The 20,227-nt window shown below is 75.0% G+C and carries 10 protein-coding genes and 1 pseudogene; 5 read left to right on the top strand and 6 right to left on the bottom strand.

Annotation, left to right across the window (positions count from 1 at the left end; translation table 11 throughout):
* Positions 1-22 precede the first annotated feature (22 nt).
* Together ACFOYY_RS33795 and ACFOYY_RS33800 are read right to left on the bottom strand one after the other, a co-directional pair.
* Complete coding sequence (locus tag ACFOYY_RS33795; protein ID WP_352015760.1) at positions 23-475, bottom strand: VOC family protein; 453 nt, start codon at positions 473-475, stop codon at positions 23-25.
* A 329-nt stretch (positions 476-804) separates the two neighbouring features.
* Entirely contained in the window at positions 805-1,080 is a 276-nt protein-coding gene (locus ACFOYY_RS33800; protein ID WP_352015761.1) for an SseB family protein, read from the bottom strand.
* 508 nt (positions 1,081-1,588) lie between these two features.
* On the opposite strand from ACFOYY_RS33800, the gene ACFOYY_RS33805 reads away from it, so the two are divergent.
* The 5 genes from ACFOYY_RS33805 to ACFOYY_RS33825 all read left to right on the top strand — a co-directional run bounded on the left by ACFOYY_RS33805 (position 1,589) and on the right by ACFOYY_RS33825 (position 11,646).
* Positions 1,589-2,317: a lytic polysaccharide monooxygenase gene (locus tag ACFOYY_RS33805; RefSeq protein WP_352015762.1), complete on the top strand. Its 729-nt coding sequence runs from the start codon at positions 1,589-1,591 to the stop codon at positions 2,315-2,317.
* Between the two features lie 230 nt (positions 2,318-2,547).
* The gene (locus ACFOYY_RS33810) at positions 2,548-3,804 is read left to right on the top strand and encodes a hypothetical protein (protein WP_386195163.1); all 1,257 of its coding nucleotides are present in this window, start codon (positions 2,548-2,550) and stop codon (positions 3,802-3,804) included.
* On the top strand, positions 3,801-5,909 hold the full coding sequence (locus tag ACFOYY_RS33815) for a CHAT domain-containing protein (RefSeq protein WP_386195165.1): 2,109 nt from the start codon (positions 3,801-3,803) through the stop codon (positions 5,907-5,909). Before ACFOYY_RS33810 ends, ACFOYY_RS33815 begins: the two co-directional genes overlap by 4 nt.
* On the top strand, positions 5,906-10,630 hold the full coding sequence (locus tag ACFOYY_RS33820) for a hypothetical protein (protein ID WP_386195167.1): 4,725 nt from the start codon (positions 5,906-5,908) through the stop codon (positions 10,628-10,630). The genes ACFOYY_RS33815 and ACFOYY_RS33820 overlap by 4 nt, the downstream gene beginning before the upstream one ends.
* A complete protein-coding gene (locus ACFOYY_RS33825) occupies positions 10,627-11,646 on the top strand; it encodes a hypothetical protein (RefSeq protein ID WP_362771963.1) in 1,020 nt (339 codons plus the stop codon). The genes ACFOYY_RS33820 and ACFOYY_RS33825 overlap by 4 nt, the downstream gene beginning before the upstream one ends.
* 8 nt (positions 11,647-11,654) lie before the next feature.
* On the opposite strand, the gene ACFOYY_RS33830 is transcribed toward ACFOYY_RS33825, so the two are convergent.
* The 4 genes and pseudogenes from ACFOYY_RS33830 to ACFOYY_RS33845 all read right to left on the bottom strand — a co-directional run.
* A complete protein-coding gene (locus ACFOYY_RS33830) occupies positions 11,655-13,523 on the bottom strand; it encodes a hypothetical protein (RefSeq protein ID WP_386195170.1) in 1,869 nt (622 codons plus the stop codon).
* Entirely contained in the window at positions 13,520-17,311 is a 3,792-nt protein-coding gene (locus ACFOYY_RS33835) for a DUF5682 family protein (RefSeq protein WP_386195172.1), read from the bottom strand. The genes ACFOYY_RS33830 and ACFOYY_RS33835 overlap by 4 nt, the downstream gene beginning before the upstream one ends.
* Complete coding sequence (locus ACFOYY_RS33840) at positions 17,308-18,519, bottom strand: ATP-binding protein (protein WP_386195174.1); 1,212 nt, start codon at positions 18,517-18,519, stop codon at positions 17,308-17,310. The genes ACFOYY_RS33835 and ACFOYY_RS33840 overlap by 4 nt, the downstream gene beginning before the upstream one ends.
* 163 nt (positions 18,520-18,682) lie before the next feature.
* A pseudogene (locus ACFOYY_RS33845) lies at positions 18,683-20,227 on the bottom strand (DNA-binding protein); the annotation flags it as partial.

Below are 20,227 nucleotides of genomic sequence, written 5' to 3' on the forward strand. Positions count from 1 at the left end.
CCGGTGACACCGGCGGAGAGGGTCAGTCCCCCCAGACGGTGCGGACCTCCTCGAAGACGCGCTGGTCGTGGGAGATCTCCACGACGTTGCCGTCCGGGTCGCGCAACGCGCAGACGTAACCGACCGGCGGGGGCAGGTCCATGGGCTCCCAGTGCAGGCAGCCCCGCCTTCTCCCCTCGGTCGCCGCGCGGTCGACGTCCTCACGTTCGGGCACCTCCATGCCGAGGTGCGCGAACGGGAACAACTGTGGCTGCCGCCTGCCCCGGTCGGCGGCGAACTCCACCAGCACGAGCACGAAGGGCGTCTCGACCTGCCCCTCGTTGGACAGCCAGGCGTTGCGTCCCTGGTCGTCCTCGTGCCGGGAGACGACGACCAGCGGGGTCATCGTGGTGTAGAACTCGATCGCCTCGTCCAGATCGCCGCTGGGCAGGGCGACGTGCGTCCAGCGTGCTCTGGTGAGTCTCTTCTCCGGCATCCGCCCCTCCTTGGACCCTCCCTCGCGCCGTACAGCCGATGTGGGTGGTCCTTCCCCGGCCACACGCCGGAACGCCTGGGGTAGGGCTCACCTCACCCCCGCGCGGCGGAAGAGGCCGGCCTGCGCCGTGGGAGCGGCCCGCCCGTGCGCTCTCTCCGCGTCCCCGTTCGCCTCCGCGGGATCCGGGAGGACGAGGCCCTGACGTCTCCGGGACCCGGCGGTCCGATCCGTGAGGGAGGGCGGCCGTTCGGCCGCCCTCCCCGTTGTTCCCGTGTCGGCCCGGCGGAGAGCGACGGGGGAACGCCCGGAACCTCCGGGCGGGGCCCGTCTCACGCCGCCTGCAGGCTGGGGTCTCCCTCGGTTCCCGCAGGGTCGATCACGATGCCGCTGACGCCGAGGTCCTCCAGCATCCTCCGCAACGCGCGCTCGGTGAGCCACATCCAGGCGTGGCCGTCGCCGAGTGCCCGGACGAGCCGGTCCCGCGAGGTGAACGCGACCGCCGTCCTCTCCCCGGTCGCCGTCCGGAACAGGCGCAGGGCCAGGCTCCCCCGGCCAGCGCGTACGGGCACCAGCAGCGGGGGGTCGTTCCGGCGCGAGATCTCCATGGACTCCTTCTCCTTCAGGTAGCGAGGCGCGGTGGCCGCGCGAGAAGCACGCTATGGCGGCCATCGATCGGAAAAAGTGATCCAAACGGGATTCTTACGCCCGCAGAGCCATCTCTGACAACCCTTTGACAGGGAAGATCCCGAGATGGCCATGGATGCCTGACTTCGCCGGACCGTACGGCTCGCACCCGGGGCACACCGGACGGCGGGAGCGACCGGCGCCACCCAGGGGTTTCCCGGCGATCCCCGAAACGTTCCCCGATTCCCTTAACGATCCCTTAACCGGCACTCAACGAGCGTTCAACACCCCTTGCACATACGCGAGAAAGGCGGAGGCTTCTCCCAGGCGGGACTCCTGTCCTCGTGACACTCCCCCGGCCCGGGGCGAGCACCCCCCGCGTGACGGCTCCCCGTCACGGCCTCGTCCCGGGCCTCACCCCACACGAGGATTTACTGTTAGGAAACTTTCCTTTATATTCGGAGTCACCCCCCAGCAAAGGAGCACCACATGCGGAGAACGACAACCCTCGCATCGGCCTCGATACTGGCCATGGTGACCACCGTCTTCATGGCGACTCCTGCCGAGGCACACGGTTACATCTCCTCCCCGCCGAGCCGTCAGGCGTTCTGCGCCCAGGGCAAGATCTCCTGCGGGCAGGTCAAGTACGAGCCGCAGAGCGTCGAGGCCCCCAAGGGCTCGAGGCAGTGCAGCGGCGGTTCCCGCTTCACCGAGCTCGACGACGACAGCAGGGCGTGGCCGGTCACCAGCGTCGGCAACACGGTGAACTTCACCTGGACGCTGACCGCGCGTCACGCCACCAGCACGTGGGAGTACTTCATCGGCGGCTCCAAGATCGCCTCGTTCAACGACGGCGGCAGGCAGCCGGGCTCGACCGTCTCCCACAGCGTCAGCCTGGGTGGCAGGACCGGACGCCAGAAGGTCCTCGCCATCTGGAACATCGCCGACACGGGCAACGCCTTCTACGCGTGTGTCGACGTACAGGTGGGCGGCGGTAACCCCGACCCCACCCCCACCGCCACGCCCACCGTTACCCCCACGGTGACGCCGACGGTGACCCCGACCTCCAACCCCGGCGGCACCTGGGCCGCGGGCACCGCCTACCGCGCGGGTGACCAGGTCACCTACGGCGGCTCCACCTACCGCTGCCTGCAGGGCCACACCGCCCTGCCCGGCTGGGAGCCGGCGAACGTGCCGAGCCTCTGGCAGAAGATCTGACCCCTCTGGTCGTTTCTTCGGACGGACCCGCGTCTCACCAGGACGCGGGTCCGTTCCCTTTCTCCAGAGCCCCGTAAGTAAGGCCATTTACGCACCCAAAAGCCGAAATAACGGCACAAAATGGGTTTTTCCCGGCGGGTGAGAACGGGCGGGCGAGGGCACCCGCAACGACCCGGTCACGAATTTCCATCCGGCCCCGGGAACGCGTTCCCCCGGCATATTTTGCTGCTGTGCATCCCGAGCGGGTCCGGGCCAGGCTGGACCGGTCTGCGACCACGGCCCTGCGCCTCGGCCACGAGATCGGCGGCTGGATGCGGCGCGGCCACGACGACCGGCGGCTCCACCGTTTCACCGGCCACCTCGACGTGCTCGACGGGGTCCTGTCGCGGATGCTCGGCGCCGTCGTCCGTGAGATCGAGGCGATCGACCCCCGCGCGGCCTCGGGGGAGGCCTACCGGCGCTGCGGCGAGCTCGACGGGGCCGTGTTCACGATCCGGCGCCTGTTCGACTGGTACGCCGCCAAGTACGACCAGCGCCGCGACCCCGTTCTGGCCGGGATCCTGGCCTGCGCCGACGAGGTCGTGCTCAGCTGCTGGCGGCAGCCGTTCGAGGATCTCGGGCGTGAGCCGCCGACCGGGCCGCTCGCCTACGTCGAGCCGCGTTTCGACGCCTTCGCGACTCCGCGCGTCTCCGTGCCGCCCGACCTGCGCCTGCCCGCCGACTCCCTGGTCGCCGAGTTCGTCGGACGGCTGCCCGTCCCGGTGGTCTGCCTGCCCGAGTGGACGGCCGTCCAGGCGTGGTGGCTGACGCTGGCCGCCCACGAGGTCGGCCACCACGTGCACAAGGACCTGGACCCCGGGCTTGAGAACGCCAGCAGGGACGCCCTCGCCGAGGCGACGGGTGACGAGAGGTGGCGCCGCTGGGCGCTGGAATCCTTCGCCGACGCCTACTCGGTCCTGATGCTCGGCCCCGCCGCCGCGTGGATCGTCGAGGAACTGGGCCACGGCCCTCCCGAGTCCCTGACACGGGCCCACGGCGGCTACCCGCCTCTCCCGGTACGGCTGGCGCTGATGGCCGAGGTCGCCAGGCAGGCGGGCCTCGGCGGCGCGGGCGCCCCCGGGCTGGCCGGGGCCGCCGGAGCGCTGCTCGGCCTGCGGGCCGGTGGCCGTACGCTCGTCGAGCTCAGCGGCCTGTCCCCCGGGTGGTTCGCCGAACGGGGCACGGTGCGGGCGCAGGCGCGCTCGCTGGCCGGATCCGATCCGTTCCTGCCCCGCCTGGCGGAGCCGTACTCGGCGCGGCTGCTCCTCGCGGCGGCGGCGACGGTCGTTGACGCGGGCCCTGCCGCTCCGTCCGCGCTCCACGCCAACCTGCTGCGACACCTGCCCCGGTGCGGCCCGCCGGGCAGGCTCGGCGTCTCCCCCGCCGGGCCGCCGGTCGCCCGGCTGGCCGAGGAACTGACGGGACGACTGCTCGGGAGCACGCGATGAGCGCCCGGCTGCTCGTCAGCGTGACCGGTCCGGAGAACACGGTGACGGTCCTGCACGAGGGCAGGCCGTTGCCCTGCGACGACGGGGCCGTCTCCTATCCGCTGGAACGCGGGGCCGGGCCGTCGCTGACGGCCAGGGCCGCCGCCTGCCCCGACGCCCGCTCGTACGGCACCGCGCTGTTCGAGGCCCTGCTGCGTCCCGTCTGGCGGGCGGTCACCGGCCTGACCGGGAACGGCCGGGGGATCGAGCTGGCGTTGCGGCTGCCGATGGAACTGCAACCCCTGATCTGGGAGGCGATGTACACCGAGGACGGCCCGCTGGCCGCCCACCCCCGCCTGCTCGTGGCCGTCACCCGGCTCATCCCCGCCCCGGGGCCCGGCGGGCACCGCACCGTGCGGGGAACGCCCAGGATCCTGTTCGCCTCCGGCGCGAAGCTGACCGACCCGGTGATCCGCCCGGGAGCGATGTTCCTCGGCCTGGTCAGGGAGTGCGAGTCGCAGGGGCTCGCGATGACCAGGATCTCCGAGGAGACGACCGCGGACCGGCTGCGGCGGCGCTGCGCGTCCCTCCGACCCGACCTGGTGCACCTGGTCGCCCACGGCAGGCCCGACCCGGTGGACGGGGAGACCTGGGTCGAGCTGGCGGGTGAGTGGACCAGGGGTGGCGGCCTTGCCTCGGCGCTGGTCTCGGGAGACGCTCCCCCGCCGCTGGCCGTCGTCCTCAGCGTCTGCCACAGCGGCGCGCACGGCGGCCTCGACCGCACCTCGGGGCTGGTGGAGACCCTGGTGCGCGGCGGGGTACCCATCGTGGTCGCCGTCGCCGGGGAGGTGACCGAGTACGCGTGCCGGTTGTTCTCCCGGCGGTTCGTCCAGGCGCTTCTGCACGGGGACGCGGTCGCCGAGGCCGCCGCGCACGGGCGCAGGGCCGCCCTTCTCGGCGAGCCGAACCCCGACGACCGTCTCGACTGGGCGATGCCGACCCTGTTCCTCGCCGAGACGCTGCCCGCGGACTTCAGGGCCGTCGATCCCGGGGAGGTCAACCGCACCAGGAGCATGGCGGGAAGGCTCGAACTCCTCGAAGGACCCGCCTACGTCGGCAGGGGACCCATCTTCGACACCCTCGACGGGCTGATCGCGCCGGGAAGCGAGCGGACCTTCCTCGGCGTCACCAGCGGCGGCGCCTTCGGCGGCATGGGCGGCACCCGGCTGCTCAGGGAGATAGGGTTCCGGCTGCTGCAGGCGGGTCACCTCCCCCTGCTGCTGGCGCCGTTCAACGACGTCCAGTCCGCGCCGCACAGCCTGCGCCAGGTCGTCGGGGAGGTCCTCGCGCAGGTCGTGCGGACGGGCGAGCGTCTCTCGCTCCCGGTGCCACGGCTGCGGTCCCTGTGGTCCGGACCGCCGCGGAGCGGAGGACGGCACGGTCCTGACGCGGACGAGGACGAGGCGGTGGCACGGCAGCGGGTGAAGTCGGCGGTCGCCCGGTTCGCCACGGCGGCGGCGCCGCTCGCGCCCAGCGCGGTCGACACGCTGCTCGCCGCCGACCTGGCCGACCTGGCCGGTGCGGCGGAGACGCTCGGTCCGCCGTTCGGCGCCCACACCCGCGTGGTCGTCCTGGCGGAGGCGCTGCACCTGTGGGTCGGGGCCCTGGGCTGGACGGAGCCCTCGCAGGGGCTGCTCGACCTGCTGACCCCGGACGGTCTCGGCACCGCCGCCAGGCCGGTCCCCGTGGTCGCGACCGCCGCCCTCGGTGAGTGCCCGCCGTTGCGCAGCTTCCGCGAGGAGAAGGCCGGAATGCCGTGGTGCGCCTTCCACGACCTCGAACCGCTGTCCGACGAGGAGGCCTCGCTCGGCTTCCAGTGGGTTCTGCTGCAGCCGTGGCACCCGAGGGAGCGCTTCCGCCTGACCTACTACGCCGCGCCGGGCAGTGATCCGGCGGTGCTCAGGGAGAGCTTCAGGCTCCACCTCGAAGGGCGTCCCGGTTTGATCAAGACCGAGCTGTACCGGATGGCGCAGCTCCTGGCCCTGCACAAGGTGTTCCTCACCCACGACGACACCGAGGGCTGGAGCGTCTACGCCCGAACCCACGGCCTGAGGTACGAGCCGTGAACCCGGCCGACCTGGGCGCCGAGCTGGAACGGCACGCCGCCGCGTGGCGGGCCGAGCAGTTCGGCCGTTTCGACCCGGCCCGGCTGGCCAGGCTCGCGCTGCTGCCCGAGTGGACCACGGAGCTGGCCGTACGGCTCTCGCTGGCCCCCGAGGAGGAACTGTCCGGGTTCCTCGACGACCTCGACGACCTGGGGCTGGTCGAGTCACGGACCCTGCCGACCGGGCGGGAGGCGTTCTGGGTGCGCGCGAGCAGGCGGCCGGAACTCGGCTCCCACCTGCGCCAGGCGCACGGGCGGCTGCTCGACGAGGTCACCGGAGAGCTGCTCCAGCTGACGTACCGCGTCGCCGAGCTGGGCGACTGGCGGCGCGCCGCGACCGTCTACCGCGGGGACCGCTCGGGCGCCACGCTCATGGCGGACGTCTCCGGCCTCGTCGAGTCGGGCGCGGTGAGCGAGGCCGCCCAGCTCGTCGCGACCGCCCGGATGCTCGGTGAGGTCCTCGGCGAGCCGCTCGCCGGCGCCGCGCGGCGGGCCCGGCGCCGGGTCGACCGCGCGGCCCGCGAGGCCGAGGACGCCCGTTTCCTGCGCCATTACCTGCCCCGCGCGGGTATCGAGGCCGCCCTCGCCGACCTGCTCGGCGACGACCCGCCGTACTGGGCGCTGCACCTGCTGGGCGCGGGCGGGACGGGCAAGACGATGGTCGTGCGCCACCTGGCCTCCGGCCGTTACGCCCGGGACCGGGGGCCGGCGCCCGTTCCGGTGGCCAGGGTCGACTTCGACCACCTCGACCCCCGCTATCCGCAGGACCGTCCCGGGGAGATCCTTCTCGCCCTCGGCGAGGAACTGCTGGGGTTCGGCATCGGAAGGGACGCCGAGAACGCCCACCGCAGGTTCGTCGACTCCGTCACCGGCCTGCACGAGGAGCTGGCGCGCGGCAGGCGCCTGTCCGGCAGGGCGGCCCCGATGCTCGACCACATGGTGAGGGCCTTCGCCCGGTTCGTCGGGGAACTTCCGGCTCCGGTGGTGCTGGTGCTGGACACCTGCGAGGAGCTGGCCAAGCTGTACCCGCCGGGGGCGCCCGCACCGGCGATCGACATGACCTTCGGCCTGCTGGAACGGCTGCGCGAACGGGCGCCCTCGATCCGGGTCCTGCTGGCCGGGCGCCGGTGGCTCGCCACGCCGTACGACGCCACCGGGGAGGCCGAGGAGGCCGGGACGTCCGCGGGGCCCCTGCTGCGGCCCAGGCCGTACCTGCGGGTGGTCAGGACGCACGGCTTCACCCGCGCCGAGGCGGACGACTACCTCGCGGCCCGTGAGGTGCCGCCGCCGCTCAGACCCGCCGTGCTCGCCCGGTCGGCGAACGGGGACGTCTTCAACCCCTTCGACCTGGCCGCCTACACCGAGTGGGCGCTGAGCGAACCCGGGCTCGACCCTCTGCGGCTGCGCGACGCCGAGGGTGATCCGTACGTCGAGCACCGGATCATCGGCCGTCTCGCCGACCAGGGGGTGACCCGGGCGCTGGCGGTCGCCGCCGAGCTGGGCAGGTTCGACCGGGCACAGGTCCGCCCGGCCCTGCTGCGCCTTGGCCTGGACCCCGACGCGGTCTTCGACGGCCTGGCCGCCCAGGAGTGGGCACGCGTCACCGAGACGGGACGGGACGGCCGCCCCCGGGTGGTCGAGCTTGATGAGCAGGTCAGGATCCGCCTGCGCCGCGTGACGGCCGCGGACCCGGGCAGGTTCCCGCTCAGGAGGGACCTGCTCGGCCGGGACGCCGCCGCCGTCGCCGACACCGCCCCCGTCCTGTCCGAGGTCTCGGCGGCGACCGTGCTGGCCGCCGTCCGCCTGCTGCCCACCGGGGAGGCGGCGGATTTCTGGCGAAGGGTCGAGAACAGGGCCGCGACGCAGGAGGCCTGGCCGTGGGCCGAGCAGGTCACGGTACGCGCCGCCGCCGAGGAGGCGCCGCGGGCAGGAGAGCCTGGGCCGTCGATCCTGGCCGCGATCCTCGCCACCCAGGCGGCGGCCAGGACGCACACCGGGACCGGGGGCACCGGCGAGCTGTGGCGGCGGGTCGCCGAGCACGCGCCCGGGCATCCCGATCCGGCCCAGGCCGTCGTGCTCGCCGATCGCGCCCTTCTCGGCCTGGCCGCGTCCGGGGCCGATGTCCCGCTCGGCGACGTCCTGCCCGGCGTGGTCGCCCGGCGCGCGGCCCCCGAGGGTTCCTTCGTCGCCGCGCTCGACGGGTGGATGCGGCACGGCGACTGGTCCGTCCTGCGGGACGCGGACCTGCGGCGGATCGGCGAGGGCCTCGACCGCGCCGAGGAGAGGCGTCCGGACGCCGCCGCGCGGACGGGGATCGCCGCCGCGGTCACCGCCCAGCGTGCCCTGCTGGCCCTGCACCACGGTGATCGCGAGACCGCCGGACGGCTGGCGGCCCACGCGTTCGCCGCCGCCCTGCCCACCGTGCGGAGACCCCTGCCGGACGCCCCTGAGGGGAACGCCACCGCCCTGTCCCTGGCGCTGGTCGCGGCCGCCTCCCCCGGCGACGCGCCCGCCCCCGCCTGGGCCGACTGGCGCGTCCCCCGGCGTCTGGACGCGCGCTGCCTGCTCGTGTGGCGGCTGGTCACGGCGGGGCTTGAGGAGCACGACGACCTCCAGACTCCGTGGCACGCCTTCTCTGCCCCGATCGACGACATCGACGTGGAACGACTGCTCTCCTGGCGGGTGCGCGTCCACAACGGGAGACGGCCGCTCGACCCGCACGTCCTGGAGTCGCTGACCGTCCTGGACGCCTACTCCCCGGCCAGACGCGCGTCGGTGTGGCAGCACCACCGGGTACGGCCGCTGGTGGCCGAGGTGGCCGAGGCGTGGCTGACCCTCGGTGAGCCCGCCAGGGCCGCGGAACTGCTGCGCGGGCGCGTCGAGGCGGCGGTCGCCGCCGGGGACGACCCGGACACCGTCGAGCAGTGCCAGCTCGCCCTGATCCGGGCCTGCCGCCGCGTCAGGTCGCTCGCCCTCTGTCCGGAACTGGCCTCACTCGCCGTCTCGGGGACGCCCCTGGTGCGCGCGGAGGCCTGGATCGCCCTCACTCTGGTGACCGGGACGCGGCCCGCCTCGCCCGAGGAGGCGGGCAGCTGGTACGGCTGGTGGCAGTGCCAGGACAGGCGTTCCCTGGCCGGTGGCCGGCCCTGGGGTCCGCCGTCCACGGCCGAGCCCGGCATCCCCTGGGAGCTGACGCTGGCCGCCCGCGAGGAGTACGCCGGGAACCCTGAGACCCCGGCCGTTCGTCCCCCGGTGCCGCCCCCGGGACCGGGAGGCGAGGGCAGACGGCTGCTGGAGAAGGCCGAGACGCTCGCCCTGCGCTCCCCTGACCTGGCCGGGCCGATGCTCGACGAGGCGGCGGCGCTGCTCGACAGGGCGTACGACCGGCGTGGCGCGCTTCAGGCCCGGATCCTGGCGTTGCTGGCCCGGGTGCGTGTCGGCGACCCGCGCGAACGTCCTCCCGTCGCGGTCCTGGACGCGCTTCCCCTCGGGGAGGTGGACCTCCCGCCCGGCTCCGGCTGGTCGGAACGGATCGCCTACCTGCGCGGCCTGCTTGAGGACCCCGCCGCCACCGGCTCCGACCTGCCGGAGCTGGCCCTGGACCTCGCCGCCTCGGCTCCCCTGTCCCCCGGGGCCTCCTCCGCCTTCGCCGTCGGCGGGTTCGGCGGCGCCGTACGAGGGGTGGCCGTCGTGGCGCTGCTCGCGCTGGCCTTCGCGGCGGGGCTGCTTCCCGTCGCGGACCGTCTGCCGTCCGTCCTGCGGTTGCTGTCCGCCCTGGTCCCGTTCACCGCGGCGGTCGTCCTGGTGCTGCCCTCCGGCTGGGAACGACGCGTGCCGGTGGGCACGATCGGTCTCCTGGACCGGCTGATCCCCCGAATGCTCGTCGTCACGGTCATTGGCGTCGGGCACCGTCGCGCGGTGATCCGCGTCGTCGGCCGCCGGTCCCTGCGGAACCGGAGGCCGGACTGGGCCGACGTGGCCTGGAGCGGGCCCCCCGACGGCGGGGAGTTCGCCATGTGGAGGTTCCAGCGCCCCTATTTCGCCGATCGTCTCCGGTCCCTCGTCCGGCTCGAACTTCCCTCCTCTCTCGACGACGAGCCTTGGGAGTCACGCCTTCCGCCCCACGCCCAAGTCTTCCGGGGCGCCGCCGCGCCGCCCGCGCAACCGCCCGTCCCTGAGCGGAACGCGGACGGGCAGGTGGTGCGCCGGACGTCCTTCTCCCTGCTGCACGTCGTCGGCACGGCCGTGACGACGGCGGCGGGACCGCGGATCCGCCTCAACGGCGACCTCCAGGGCAGACGGTCCGAACTGCTCGGCCCGATGTCGATGGAGGCCGGGACGAGGACCCTGGTCGCCCTGCAGGCCGACCCGGTCGACGGGCCCCCGGCGCCGCTCGCCGAGCAGCGTGGCCGTTTCGCCGCCATGGCGAGAGAACTCCTCGCCATGGGCACCCGCGCCGTGCTCGTCGTCCCTCCGCTGCCCGACACCGTCGCCGACCAGGCCGTGTCCCTGGTGCGGTCGAGGGCCTCCGGGCACGGAGCCTCGCTTCTTCCCCGGCACCTGCTGCGGCTCCAGCGCGACCTGCGGGCCCTCGTCGGGAAGGCGGGCGGCGAACGGGAGGCCGTCTGCGACGTGCTGCTCTTCCTTCCGACCACCTTCACAGGAGAGGACACCCCCGGATGACCATGTGGCAGCGGATCGAATCCTGGTTCCACGCCGCCTCGGAGCACATCACCGTCGGATTCGTCCCCGAGGAGGGCGCGGCGGCGCCGGCGCCGTACGAGGGATACGTCCGGCTGTTCGTCGCCGAGGGGTTTCTCGCCGACCGGCGCAGCTGGGCCGCCGACCAGTATCCGGCGCTGCACGGCGGGGTCTCGCTGTCCTTCCTCGGCGGGGAGCCGCTGGCGTTCACCACGATGGCCGGGCAGTCCTCCTGGATGGCCCCCGGCGTCACGCTCGGCGAGCCGATCACGCCGCTGCTGCCGTACGGCGGGGGCACGGTGACGGTGCAGGCGGGCCTGTACCGCGTCTCGGGAAGGGGGCCGCTCGGCACCGCCGTACAGATCGCCGGGGGGCTGGCCGGGCTGGTGGCGCCGCCGCTGGCCGCCGCCGCGACCATCGCGACCAAGGTGTCCGAGGGAATCGACAGAATCCTGGGCGACCTGGGCGAACAGCCGGTTCTCGGCGTGCACTGGACCATGGTCGCGCCCGTGCCCGGCGTCTCCGGCTCCGGCGTCAGGACCGTGCGCGCCGGGCACCTGGTGGTGATCGACTCTCCCGAGCCGCCGGGGACGCTGTCGATCGAGGACGGCAGGCTGCTCGTGGACGGCAGGCCCCCCGTCGGGGCCGACTTCCTGGTGCTGCGGATCGAGTGCAGGGCCGAGCGGGACGACTGGCGTTTTCCCGAGCTGGCCCAGCTGATCGACCGCGCCGGGGAGGAGTATCTCCGGCGCGGGGAGACCCAGACGTTCCGGGACCTGCGCTCCGACGCCGTGGTGCGGGCCTGGTGTTCGCCCGACCTGACGCCGCTGGACAGGAAGCGGGTGGCCACGCTGGTCGCCGGGGAGATCGACGAGGTCAGGCGGCTCGGGGTGGTTCCCGGCGGGGAACGCTCGCTTGAGGAGGCCGTCGCACTGCGGCTGCCGTCACGGGACGCCCCGGAGCTGGACGGCCTGCGCCTGGCCGACCTGCTCGCCTGACCTCCTTCTCAGCCGGGATGCTCCGGCTGCCAGGAGGCCCTGACCAGCGCCCGTTCGGTGGCGGCGAGGTGGAGCGCGGCGGCCAGCCACGCCCAGGCGTACCGGTCGCCCCCGGTGTCCGTCAGGCGGCCGAACACGTCGCGGGCACGGCGGTCGGCCTCGGCGCCGAGCGCGCCGACCAGCTCCGCCGCGGTGCCGAAGCCGGCCCGGCGGAGCGAGGCCCGCTGGGCGAGGCAGTCGCCGCCCCTGGCGGACTCGGCGAGCGCCCGTCTGCCGCCGGTCACGGCCAGCTCGACCAGGCGGCGCACCCGCCACAGCGGTGAGCCGGTCACCGGGTCGGGGCCCGGCGCCTCGTCCCCGGCCGGCCCGTCCTGCGCGCAGGCCTCGCGAGGGGGCAGGTGGGAACCGCTCAGCCGGTCGTAGCCGAGATCGGCGTGGCCGTGCCACTCGGCGGGCAGGCGAAGTGTCGGACCCTCCCCCGGGACCGGCCCGGCCGCCAGCGGGCGCATGGTCGCCGCCCTGTCGGGGTCGAGCCGTCCGAGCACCCTGACCCGCAGCCCCGGCCGGGAGGCCAGCTGCCGCAGGTTGGCGACGTGGGCGAGGCCGGGGTCGGAGCTCGCGGCCATCAGGCGGATCAGCGGCCCGTCCTGCGCCGCTCCCCCGGGGGACAGCTCGCGGGCGAACAGCAGTTCCCCGACGGCTCCGACGACCATCAGGTCGCAGCCGACCGGCCGGTTCGTCTCGTCCGTCTCCCGTGGTTCACGCCAGGCCTCCTCGGCGAGCCTCAGGTCCGCCGCCTGGGCCAGGGGCCGGGAGAACAGCGCCGCCAGCGGCCCCTGCGACCAGGACGGCCTCGTGACGGAGGTGGCCCTGACGCCCTTGCCCGAACCGAGACGCCCTTCGGGGGAGACCGTCGCGCCGGAGATCAGCAGGCCTCCCCTGGCCAGTTGCGCGTGGTTCAGGGCCGCGGAGCCGAGCGCGACGGCCGCCGTGCCCGCCCCCTTCGCGCGGGCCGGTCCTCCCGGCCTGACGTCGGCGACGGAGAACCAGCGGCCGTCCTCGGTGACGAGGTGCGTGACCACCCCGCCGTAGCCGGTCGCGCTGATCACCGGTTCCCGGCAGACCCCGTAGACGCGCAGTCCCTCACCCTGACGGTAGGCGCGGCGGGCGGTGCCGACCAGAGCCGGGTCGGGGTCGGAGGCCGCGAGCCTGCCGGAGGTCAGCAGCAGGTCGCCGAGCGCGGAGACCAGGTCGGACAGGCGGTGGCCGTCCTGGCGTTCGCGGGCGGCGCGCACGCCGCGGACGACGCGCAGCGCCGCGGCCTCCGCCCTGGGCAGCCCGGCGAGCCTGGCGGTGTGCGCGGCCCTGAGCAGCTCGGCCTGGAGCAGCGCCCCCGCTCCCGGCACCCCGGCCGCCAGCACGGCCGTGCCCGCGGCCCACAGCTCGGCCGCCGCCGCGACCTGTCCCTGAACGGGTCTCCTGGCCTGCGGTGTCTCAGCCGGGGCTGTCTCGGCCTGGGGTGTCTCCGCGAGGACGGGCTCGGCCGCCGCCGCGACCGGGTCGCCGTCGGAGCCTCCCTCCGCGACCGGACAGGCGCTGAGGACGGCCGCCAGGTGCAGACAGCGCGGCGCCAGCAGGCAGCTGCACAGCGCCGCCGCCGGGTCGGTGACGACGCCCGTCCCGGCCGGGCTGAGGGTGACCACCGCGTCCTCCCCCCAGCTGACCGAGACGCGGCCCTGCTCCTGGGTCACGGGCAGGCCCGCGCAACGTCCGACCGCCTCCTCCAGTCTCCTGCGCAGCCGGGGGGTGAGGTTCTCGACCGCGGTCGCGGCCACGTGCGGCTCGACCTGCGGCAGCCGTACGGCGGGCGGGGTCAACGGTTCTCTCCTCTGAGGCGGTCGCCGACCCAGCGGGCGAGGGCGAGCGGGCTGAGCGCGGCGACGGGCATGCCCGCGGCGACCAGTTGCTGGGCGACGGGCACCGAGTAACGGGGTGCCCCCGTGTCGTCGAGCGCGGCGCACCCCAGCAGGTGCACTCCCGACGAGACGAGGGAGCGGACCTCTCCGAGCAGGCCCCCGATCGGGTAGCCCTCCTCGAAGTCGCTGACCACGACGACGAGCGTCCGGCTGGGCACGGTGACCAGGGACCGCGCGTGGGCGAGCCCGGCGGCGATGTGGGTGCCCCCGCCGACCTGGACCTCCAGCAGCAGGGACAGCGGGTCGGCCACCTGGCCGGTCAGGTCGATCACCTGTGTGGAGAAGGCGAGGAAGTGGGTCGAGAGCGTCGGCACGCCCCCGAGGACGGCGGCGGTCAGCGCGGACCAGACGACCGAGGCCTCCATCGAACCGGACACGTCGACCACGAAGATCAACCGCCAGTCGGCCTCCTTGCGGACCGAGGTGTCGAAGATCGGCCGTTCGGGGACGACGACGAACCCGCCGTCGGCGTTCCTGCGGGTGTGCGCCAGGTTGGCCCTCAGGGTGGCGGGCAGGTTGAGCCTGCCGTTGCGGCGGCGGCTCCGCCGGGGCGTCGACAGGCCGGTCAGCGCGGGGCGCAGGCGGGTGGCGAGCTCGCGCGACAGTTCGGCGACCAGGCGCCGCACCAGCGGCCTCAGCTTGGCCAGCTGCTGCTCCGGCAGGCCGCCCGCCAGGGACAGGACCGAGGTCAGCAGCTCCACCGAGGGGCGCACCGCGTCCGGGTCGAGCACGGACAACACGTCGGTCCTGCCCTCGTCCGCGGCCCTGGCCAGCACCTCCTCACGGACCTCGGGCCCGAACAGGGCGTCCAGCTCGGCGGCCCACTCGCGGGCCCCGGGGAAGGAGGCCCCCTGGCCACCGGCCTGTCCGCCCTGCCCGGCCGTCAGGTCGTCCGCCCCCTCTCCCCGGCCTCCGCCGTACAGCTCGTCGAGCGCGTGGGCGTAGCGGCGGGCGTCCTCGGGGAGCCGTCCGGTCTCCCTGCCGAGCAGCAGACGCCACCTGTCGGCCGGGGTGAGCCTCCGGGCCGCCCGTGACGGCGTGCCGGGGTCGCGGGCGGTCGGCGGTCCCTCGTCGTCTCCGGTGTCCGTTTCCTCGGGGCCCGGAGACGGCAGGGGGACCCCGAGGGCGCCGAGGGCGGCCAGCCCGGCGGCGTCCGCCGCCGTCCACAGCGCGAGCAGCGCCGGTGGCGCGCCCAGCGCCAGGTCGATGCGGTCGCCGAGCCGGTCGGTCACCGCCAGCAGCAGCCGGTCACGGGCGGCCGGGGTGAGCGTGTCGAATCCTCCGCGCAGGGCGGGCAGCCGGTCGAGGAACTCACGGTCGGCGAGGCCGTCGACGCGGTCGAGCAGCGGTTCGAACACCGGCGTCGCCGACTGCAGCAGCGGCCCGGCCGCGGTGAGCAGTCCGGTGACCAGGCGGGACAGGCGGTGACGCCCCTCGGGACCGGTCGCGGTGTCGATCCACCCCGCGGCGCGGGTGCCGAGGGTGTGCGGTTCGTCCAGGTCGAGCAGGACCCTGGCGGCGAGCGCCGCCCCCTGCATGAGCGGGGACCCCTCCTTCGCCAGGGTGGCGAGCACGTCGTCCATGCGCATGCTGAGGCGATGCTCGCCCGCCCGGGTCACGAGCGCGACCAGGGCGGCGGCGTCCTCGTGCCGGTCGCTGCCGACCAGGCCGGGCAGCGCGCGGACTGCGGCGTCCAGCAGGGTCGCGGCCAGTTCGGCCGCCTGCTGTCTGCTGTGCGGGGTGGTGCCCGGCAGGTGCCGTCTCCGCAGCGCCTCCAGCAGGTCGAGCGCCCGCAGCAGGTCGGGGAGTCCGGCGGTCGCGGGGAGCACGGCCGCGGCGTCCTCAAGCCGGTCCGTGACGAGGCCGGGCAGGTCGCATACGGCCGCGGCGCGCAGTCCCGTCAGGATCAGCTCGCAGGTCGGACCGCCCTCCGCCGACTCCCGGCGGAAGTTCTCACGCAGGGTGCCCGCCGCCGCCAGCTCCGCGGTGACACCGCGGATGCCCGCCAGGTCGAGCAGGGCCGCGACGGAGGGGGTCCATGAGAGCCGCCATCGGGTGGTGAGCGCGGAGGCGTCCCCCGTCCCGGTGACCTCGATCTGCTTGCCGTACCCGACCCCGCACACCAGGAGGCGTTGCAGCAGGACCTCGCGGCGGCCGTCCAGGTCGGAGCGGAGCGGGTCGAGCCGGACCTCCCTGGCGTCGGGGTTGTCCGGGCAGGGCAGTTTCAGCGCCGCCAGTTCGGCCTCGACGGCGGGGCCGAGCCCGGAGCGGGGCGTGCCCGGGGCGGTCCTGCCGCGTTCGGCGCCGACGAGGACGGCCTCCAGGGCGCGGGCGAGCGCCCTGCCCCGGCCCAGGGGTTCGCCCTGGCCGAGCACCATGGTCACCGCCTCGACGATCTCTCCCCGGCCCGGCGCGGGCAGCCCGCGCAGGCGCGCCAGGTCGCAGGCGACCCGCAGCGTCTCCACGGCCTCTCCGGTGCCCGCGGTGTGCCCGGCCTCGCGCAGTCTCCTGCACACGCCGGTGATCGCGCGGGCCGCGGCGTCCCTGACCCTGTCCGGGTCTCCGCCGGCCGCGAAGACCTCCTGCTGCCAGCGCGGGTCCCGGATGCCCGCCGGGTAGCCGGAGCGGGAGTCGAGCAGGTCGAAGGCGTACGGCACCAGCGACGTCGCGGCCGGGACGGCCTCCGGGGCGGGGACCCGTGCGGCGGCGCGGGCGTGCTCTTCCGCCCGTGCGGTGGCCTGTCCCTGTGCGGAGGCCACGGCGCCGGGTTCCTCATCCGCGAGGAGCAGCGCGGGGGCGTGGAAGGCGCCGACGACCGCGGCGACCCGCGCCCCACGGGCCAGGGCCCCGGCGATCACCTCGCGCATGTGCGCCTCACGGGCCAGGTCGGCCGGGGGCACGCCTCCGGCGGACTCGGCGTCCTGACGCAGTGCCCAGCCGACGCCGAGCGCGGCCCGGCGCACCTCCTCGGGGGAGCAGCCGGGGGCGAGCACCTCGACAGCGCGGTCCCACATGTCGTCGCCCTGCCTGCCGGTGCAGGAGGCGGCGAGCCCGTCAGCGAACGCGTTCCCCACCGGGAGGGCCGTGTCCCGGGCGGCCCCGTGGTCCGTGGGGGTTCCGGGGGGCTCGGAGGTCTCGGGCTCCTCGGAACCCGGCCTGGCGGCGACGCCGGCCCGGCCCGCCTGGTCGCGGGAGGACGGGACGCGCGCCCCGTCCCGCGTCCCTTCCCGCACCGCGGCCGGGGCGGACAGCGGAAGGTCGCAGCAGAGCACCTCGGCCCCGTGCTGCCTGGCCCAGCGGACGGCGGCCAGCTCCGGGGAGAAGTCGGCGAAGGGGTAGAACCCGAGTCTGCCGTCCTGCCCGGTCCCGGCCAGGGCCACCGGCGCGACGGTCGCCGGATCGGCCAGGTGGACCAGCCACGGCTGGAAGTCGGCGGGCAGCTCGACGCAGACCACCTCGGCCCCGGCCTCCGCGAGCAGCGCCGGCACGGCCGCCGCCAGCGCGGGACTGTGGTGGCGGACCCCCAGGAGGTACGGCCGGGCGCAGGCGGCCAGCGTGTCGACGGCCCGCCGGGGACCGTCGGCCGCCCTTCCAAAGCCTCCCGCCGCCCGGGAAGCGCTCTCCGGCTCCCGGAAGGCGTCCGTCGTGTCCTCGGGGGCCCCGTTCCCCCGGCCTTCTCCGGTGGTCAACGCAGGTTCTCCCGCAGGTCCCACAGGCGGCGCCACATCGCGGAGCCCTCCTCGGCACGGCGCCGTACCGGGCCGTCCCAGTAGCCGAGCAGCCTCGAATGGTCGGCGGGGTCGTCCTTGCGGACCACGCCGAGCAGGTGACCGGGCACCAGGTCGAGGACGTCCCCCGAGGGCAGGTAGGCGGCCGCGACCCCCAGGGAGGCCGCGACCTGCACCGCCTCGGCGGTCGACATCACCGTTCCCGGCCGCTCGACGTCCCAGCCCTCGGCGGAACGGCCGGAACGCAGGTCGCGGAAGACCGTGACCAGGGCGTCCAGCACCGCGTCGTCCACGCGGAAGGCGGCGCCCGCCCGCCCGACCACGGCCGTGGCCTGGCCGCGCACCAGGGCGGCCTCGGCCTCGGGGTCGGCGATGGGGTTGACGGTCTCGAAGTTGAACCGGCGTTTGAGCGCCGCCGACATCTCGGAGACACCCCGGTCACGCAGGTTCGCCGTGGCGATCACGGTGAAGCCGGGGGCCGCCGCGACCTGGGCGTCCGGGGTGCCCGCCAGTTCGGGCACGCTGACACGGCGGTCGGACAGGATCGACACCAGGGCGTCCTGCACCTCGGGCAGGCAGCGGGTGATCTCCTCGACCCTGGCGACGCGCCCGGAGCGCATGGCGGTCAGCACCGGGGAGGCGACCAGCGCCTGGGGGCTCGGCCCCTGGGCGAGCAGCAGGGCGTAGTTCCAGCCGTAGCGGAAGGCGTCCTCCGTCGTGCCCGCCGTGCCCTGCACGGTGAGGGCGCTCGTGCCGCAGACGGCGGCGGCGAGCAGTTCGGAGAGCATCGACTTGGCGGTGCCCGGTTCGCCGACGAGCAGCAGCCCGCGCTCGCCCGCGAGGGTGACCACGCAGCGCTCGACCAGGGCGCGCTCACCGACGAACTTGGCTTCGACCACGAGCCGGGACGGCGGCGCCTGGCCGTCGCCCGGGGTGGTGACGCCGGAGCGGCGCCCCTTCGGCAGCTCCAGGGCTTCGCCGCCGCTGCCGCAGATGAACGTGACCACCGCCCGCGGGGTCAGCGCCCAGCCCGGCGGGCGGGGGCCGTCGTCGTACGCCGCGAGGAAGGCGAGTTCGGTGGCGTGGCGTTCCTCGGCCGGCTGTGCCTGCCTGGCCGGGGGAGCCCCGTCCGAGGTCGCGGCGGGCGCCGCCTGTCGCGTCGTGGTCATGGAGGGAGGTCCTTCGGGTCTCGCGCCCCTCGGGAGGGACGTGTCGTGTGGATGGTGCGGTGGCGGGGGCGGTTTCGACATCCGTCCCGGGGTCGTTCCGCGCCCCCGCCGTCGATCCCGGCCGGGACTCAGGCGAGAGGCTCGGGCCGTGACGTCATGGGGTTCAGCGGCGCCTGCCGCGCCGGATGCGGAGCTCCTCGAAACGGGGGACGTCCCCGTCGCGGACGCGCCGCCACGCCCTGGCGTGGAGGGCGGCCGCAGGCTCGATGGGCACGACCACCCCGAGCTGCGCGCTCTCTCCGCTGATCAGGTCGTACAGCGGGGCCTTCCACTGCTCGAACGGCAGGCGCGGCGTCCTGAGGTCGGTCCAGGCGCCCGGCAGGAAGAGTGAACGCCCCGCCCTGACCCGGCTGGCCTCGACCGCCAGCTCCGTCGCGGCCAGCTCGGCGCGGGCCGCCTTCAGCCGGGCGGGCTTCCAGCCGGTCCACCGGGCGACGTTCCTGTCGGTGGGGTCCGGCATCGCCAGCAGGATCAGGTAGAGCGTGGCCGCGTCCGCGCCGATGCCGTACTCGGCGACGGCCTCGGAGACCAGCTCGGGCGCCGAACGGGAGGGGTCCTGCGGCCACCAGGTGCCGTCGGCCGCCCGCTCCCCCGCGGCCGGGCGGACCGGGTCGGCCAGGAACGCCTCGGAACGTGTGTCCCTGGCGGCGCGCAGCGCCAGCTCGACCGGGAACGGCGCCCCGGCCTCCCCGGCGAGGGCCCGCAGGGCGGGCAGGTAGGGGTCCTCCCCCGAGGCGTCGAGCAGGGCCATCCTGATGCCCGGAGCGGGCTGGTTGTCGTGGGTGGCCATGATCACGGCGCCGTAGCGCTCCCACCCGTCCGCGACCTCGCTGGGGGTCCCCGCGACCTTCCTGAAGCCGGGCAGGTTGACGTAGCGGCCCAGGCTGAGCATCAGGTCGGGGTTGGCCAGCCGTTCCCTGACCGTGGCAAGCGCGGCGGGCAGCACGGCCCGCACCGGGTCTCCCGCGGGCAGCCGGTGGGCGAGCCAGGCCATCACGGCGACCACGCTGACGAGCGTGGACTCGGTGAAGCCCACGGTCCCCTCCTCGATCGGGGAGACCCGGTCGCGGTACACCCGCCAGCGCAGGTCTCCGCTCAGCTCGGGCGCGGAGGCGGGGTCGAGCAGCGCGGGAAGCGCGCGGCTCGGCTCCCAGGGGGTCCGCACCGCGCGGGAGGCCTCGGAGACGATCCACTCGGGGACGGCCACCCGCCTGCCGACCTTTTCGTTCCACACCCGCGCCGCCGCCGCGACGTCCGGGCCGTCCGTCCACAGCGTCGCGAGGTCGGCGGGCAGCAGCGCCGCGACGACCTGCCTGCGGACGGTGGCGTCCAGCTCGCGCAGCTCGTCCCTGGCGACGACGGCGTCGGCGGCCTTCAGCCCGAGCCCGGTCCTCACCGCCGACGGCAGGAAGCCCCGGTCGTGGCTGTCGACGTACGGCAGGCCGGCGACGACCAGTCTGGCCGTCGTCAGGGTGACACCGGTGAGACGGGCGAACTCCTCCGCGGCCTCCGGCCGCCAGGGGGCGGGGCCGTGTTCGGCCCACAGGGCGAGCAGCCCGTCGATCCAGCCTTCCTCGCGGTCCTCACCGACCGGTGCCGAGAGGCGCGCGGTGTAGGGCGGCGGGACGTCGAAGCGGCCGGACGGGTC

Origin of the sequence: Streptosporangium jomthongense (assembly GCF_042650425.1) — a bacterium.
GTDB lineage: Bacteria > Actinomycetota > Actinomycetes > Streptosporangiales > Streptosporangiaceae > Streptosporangium.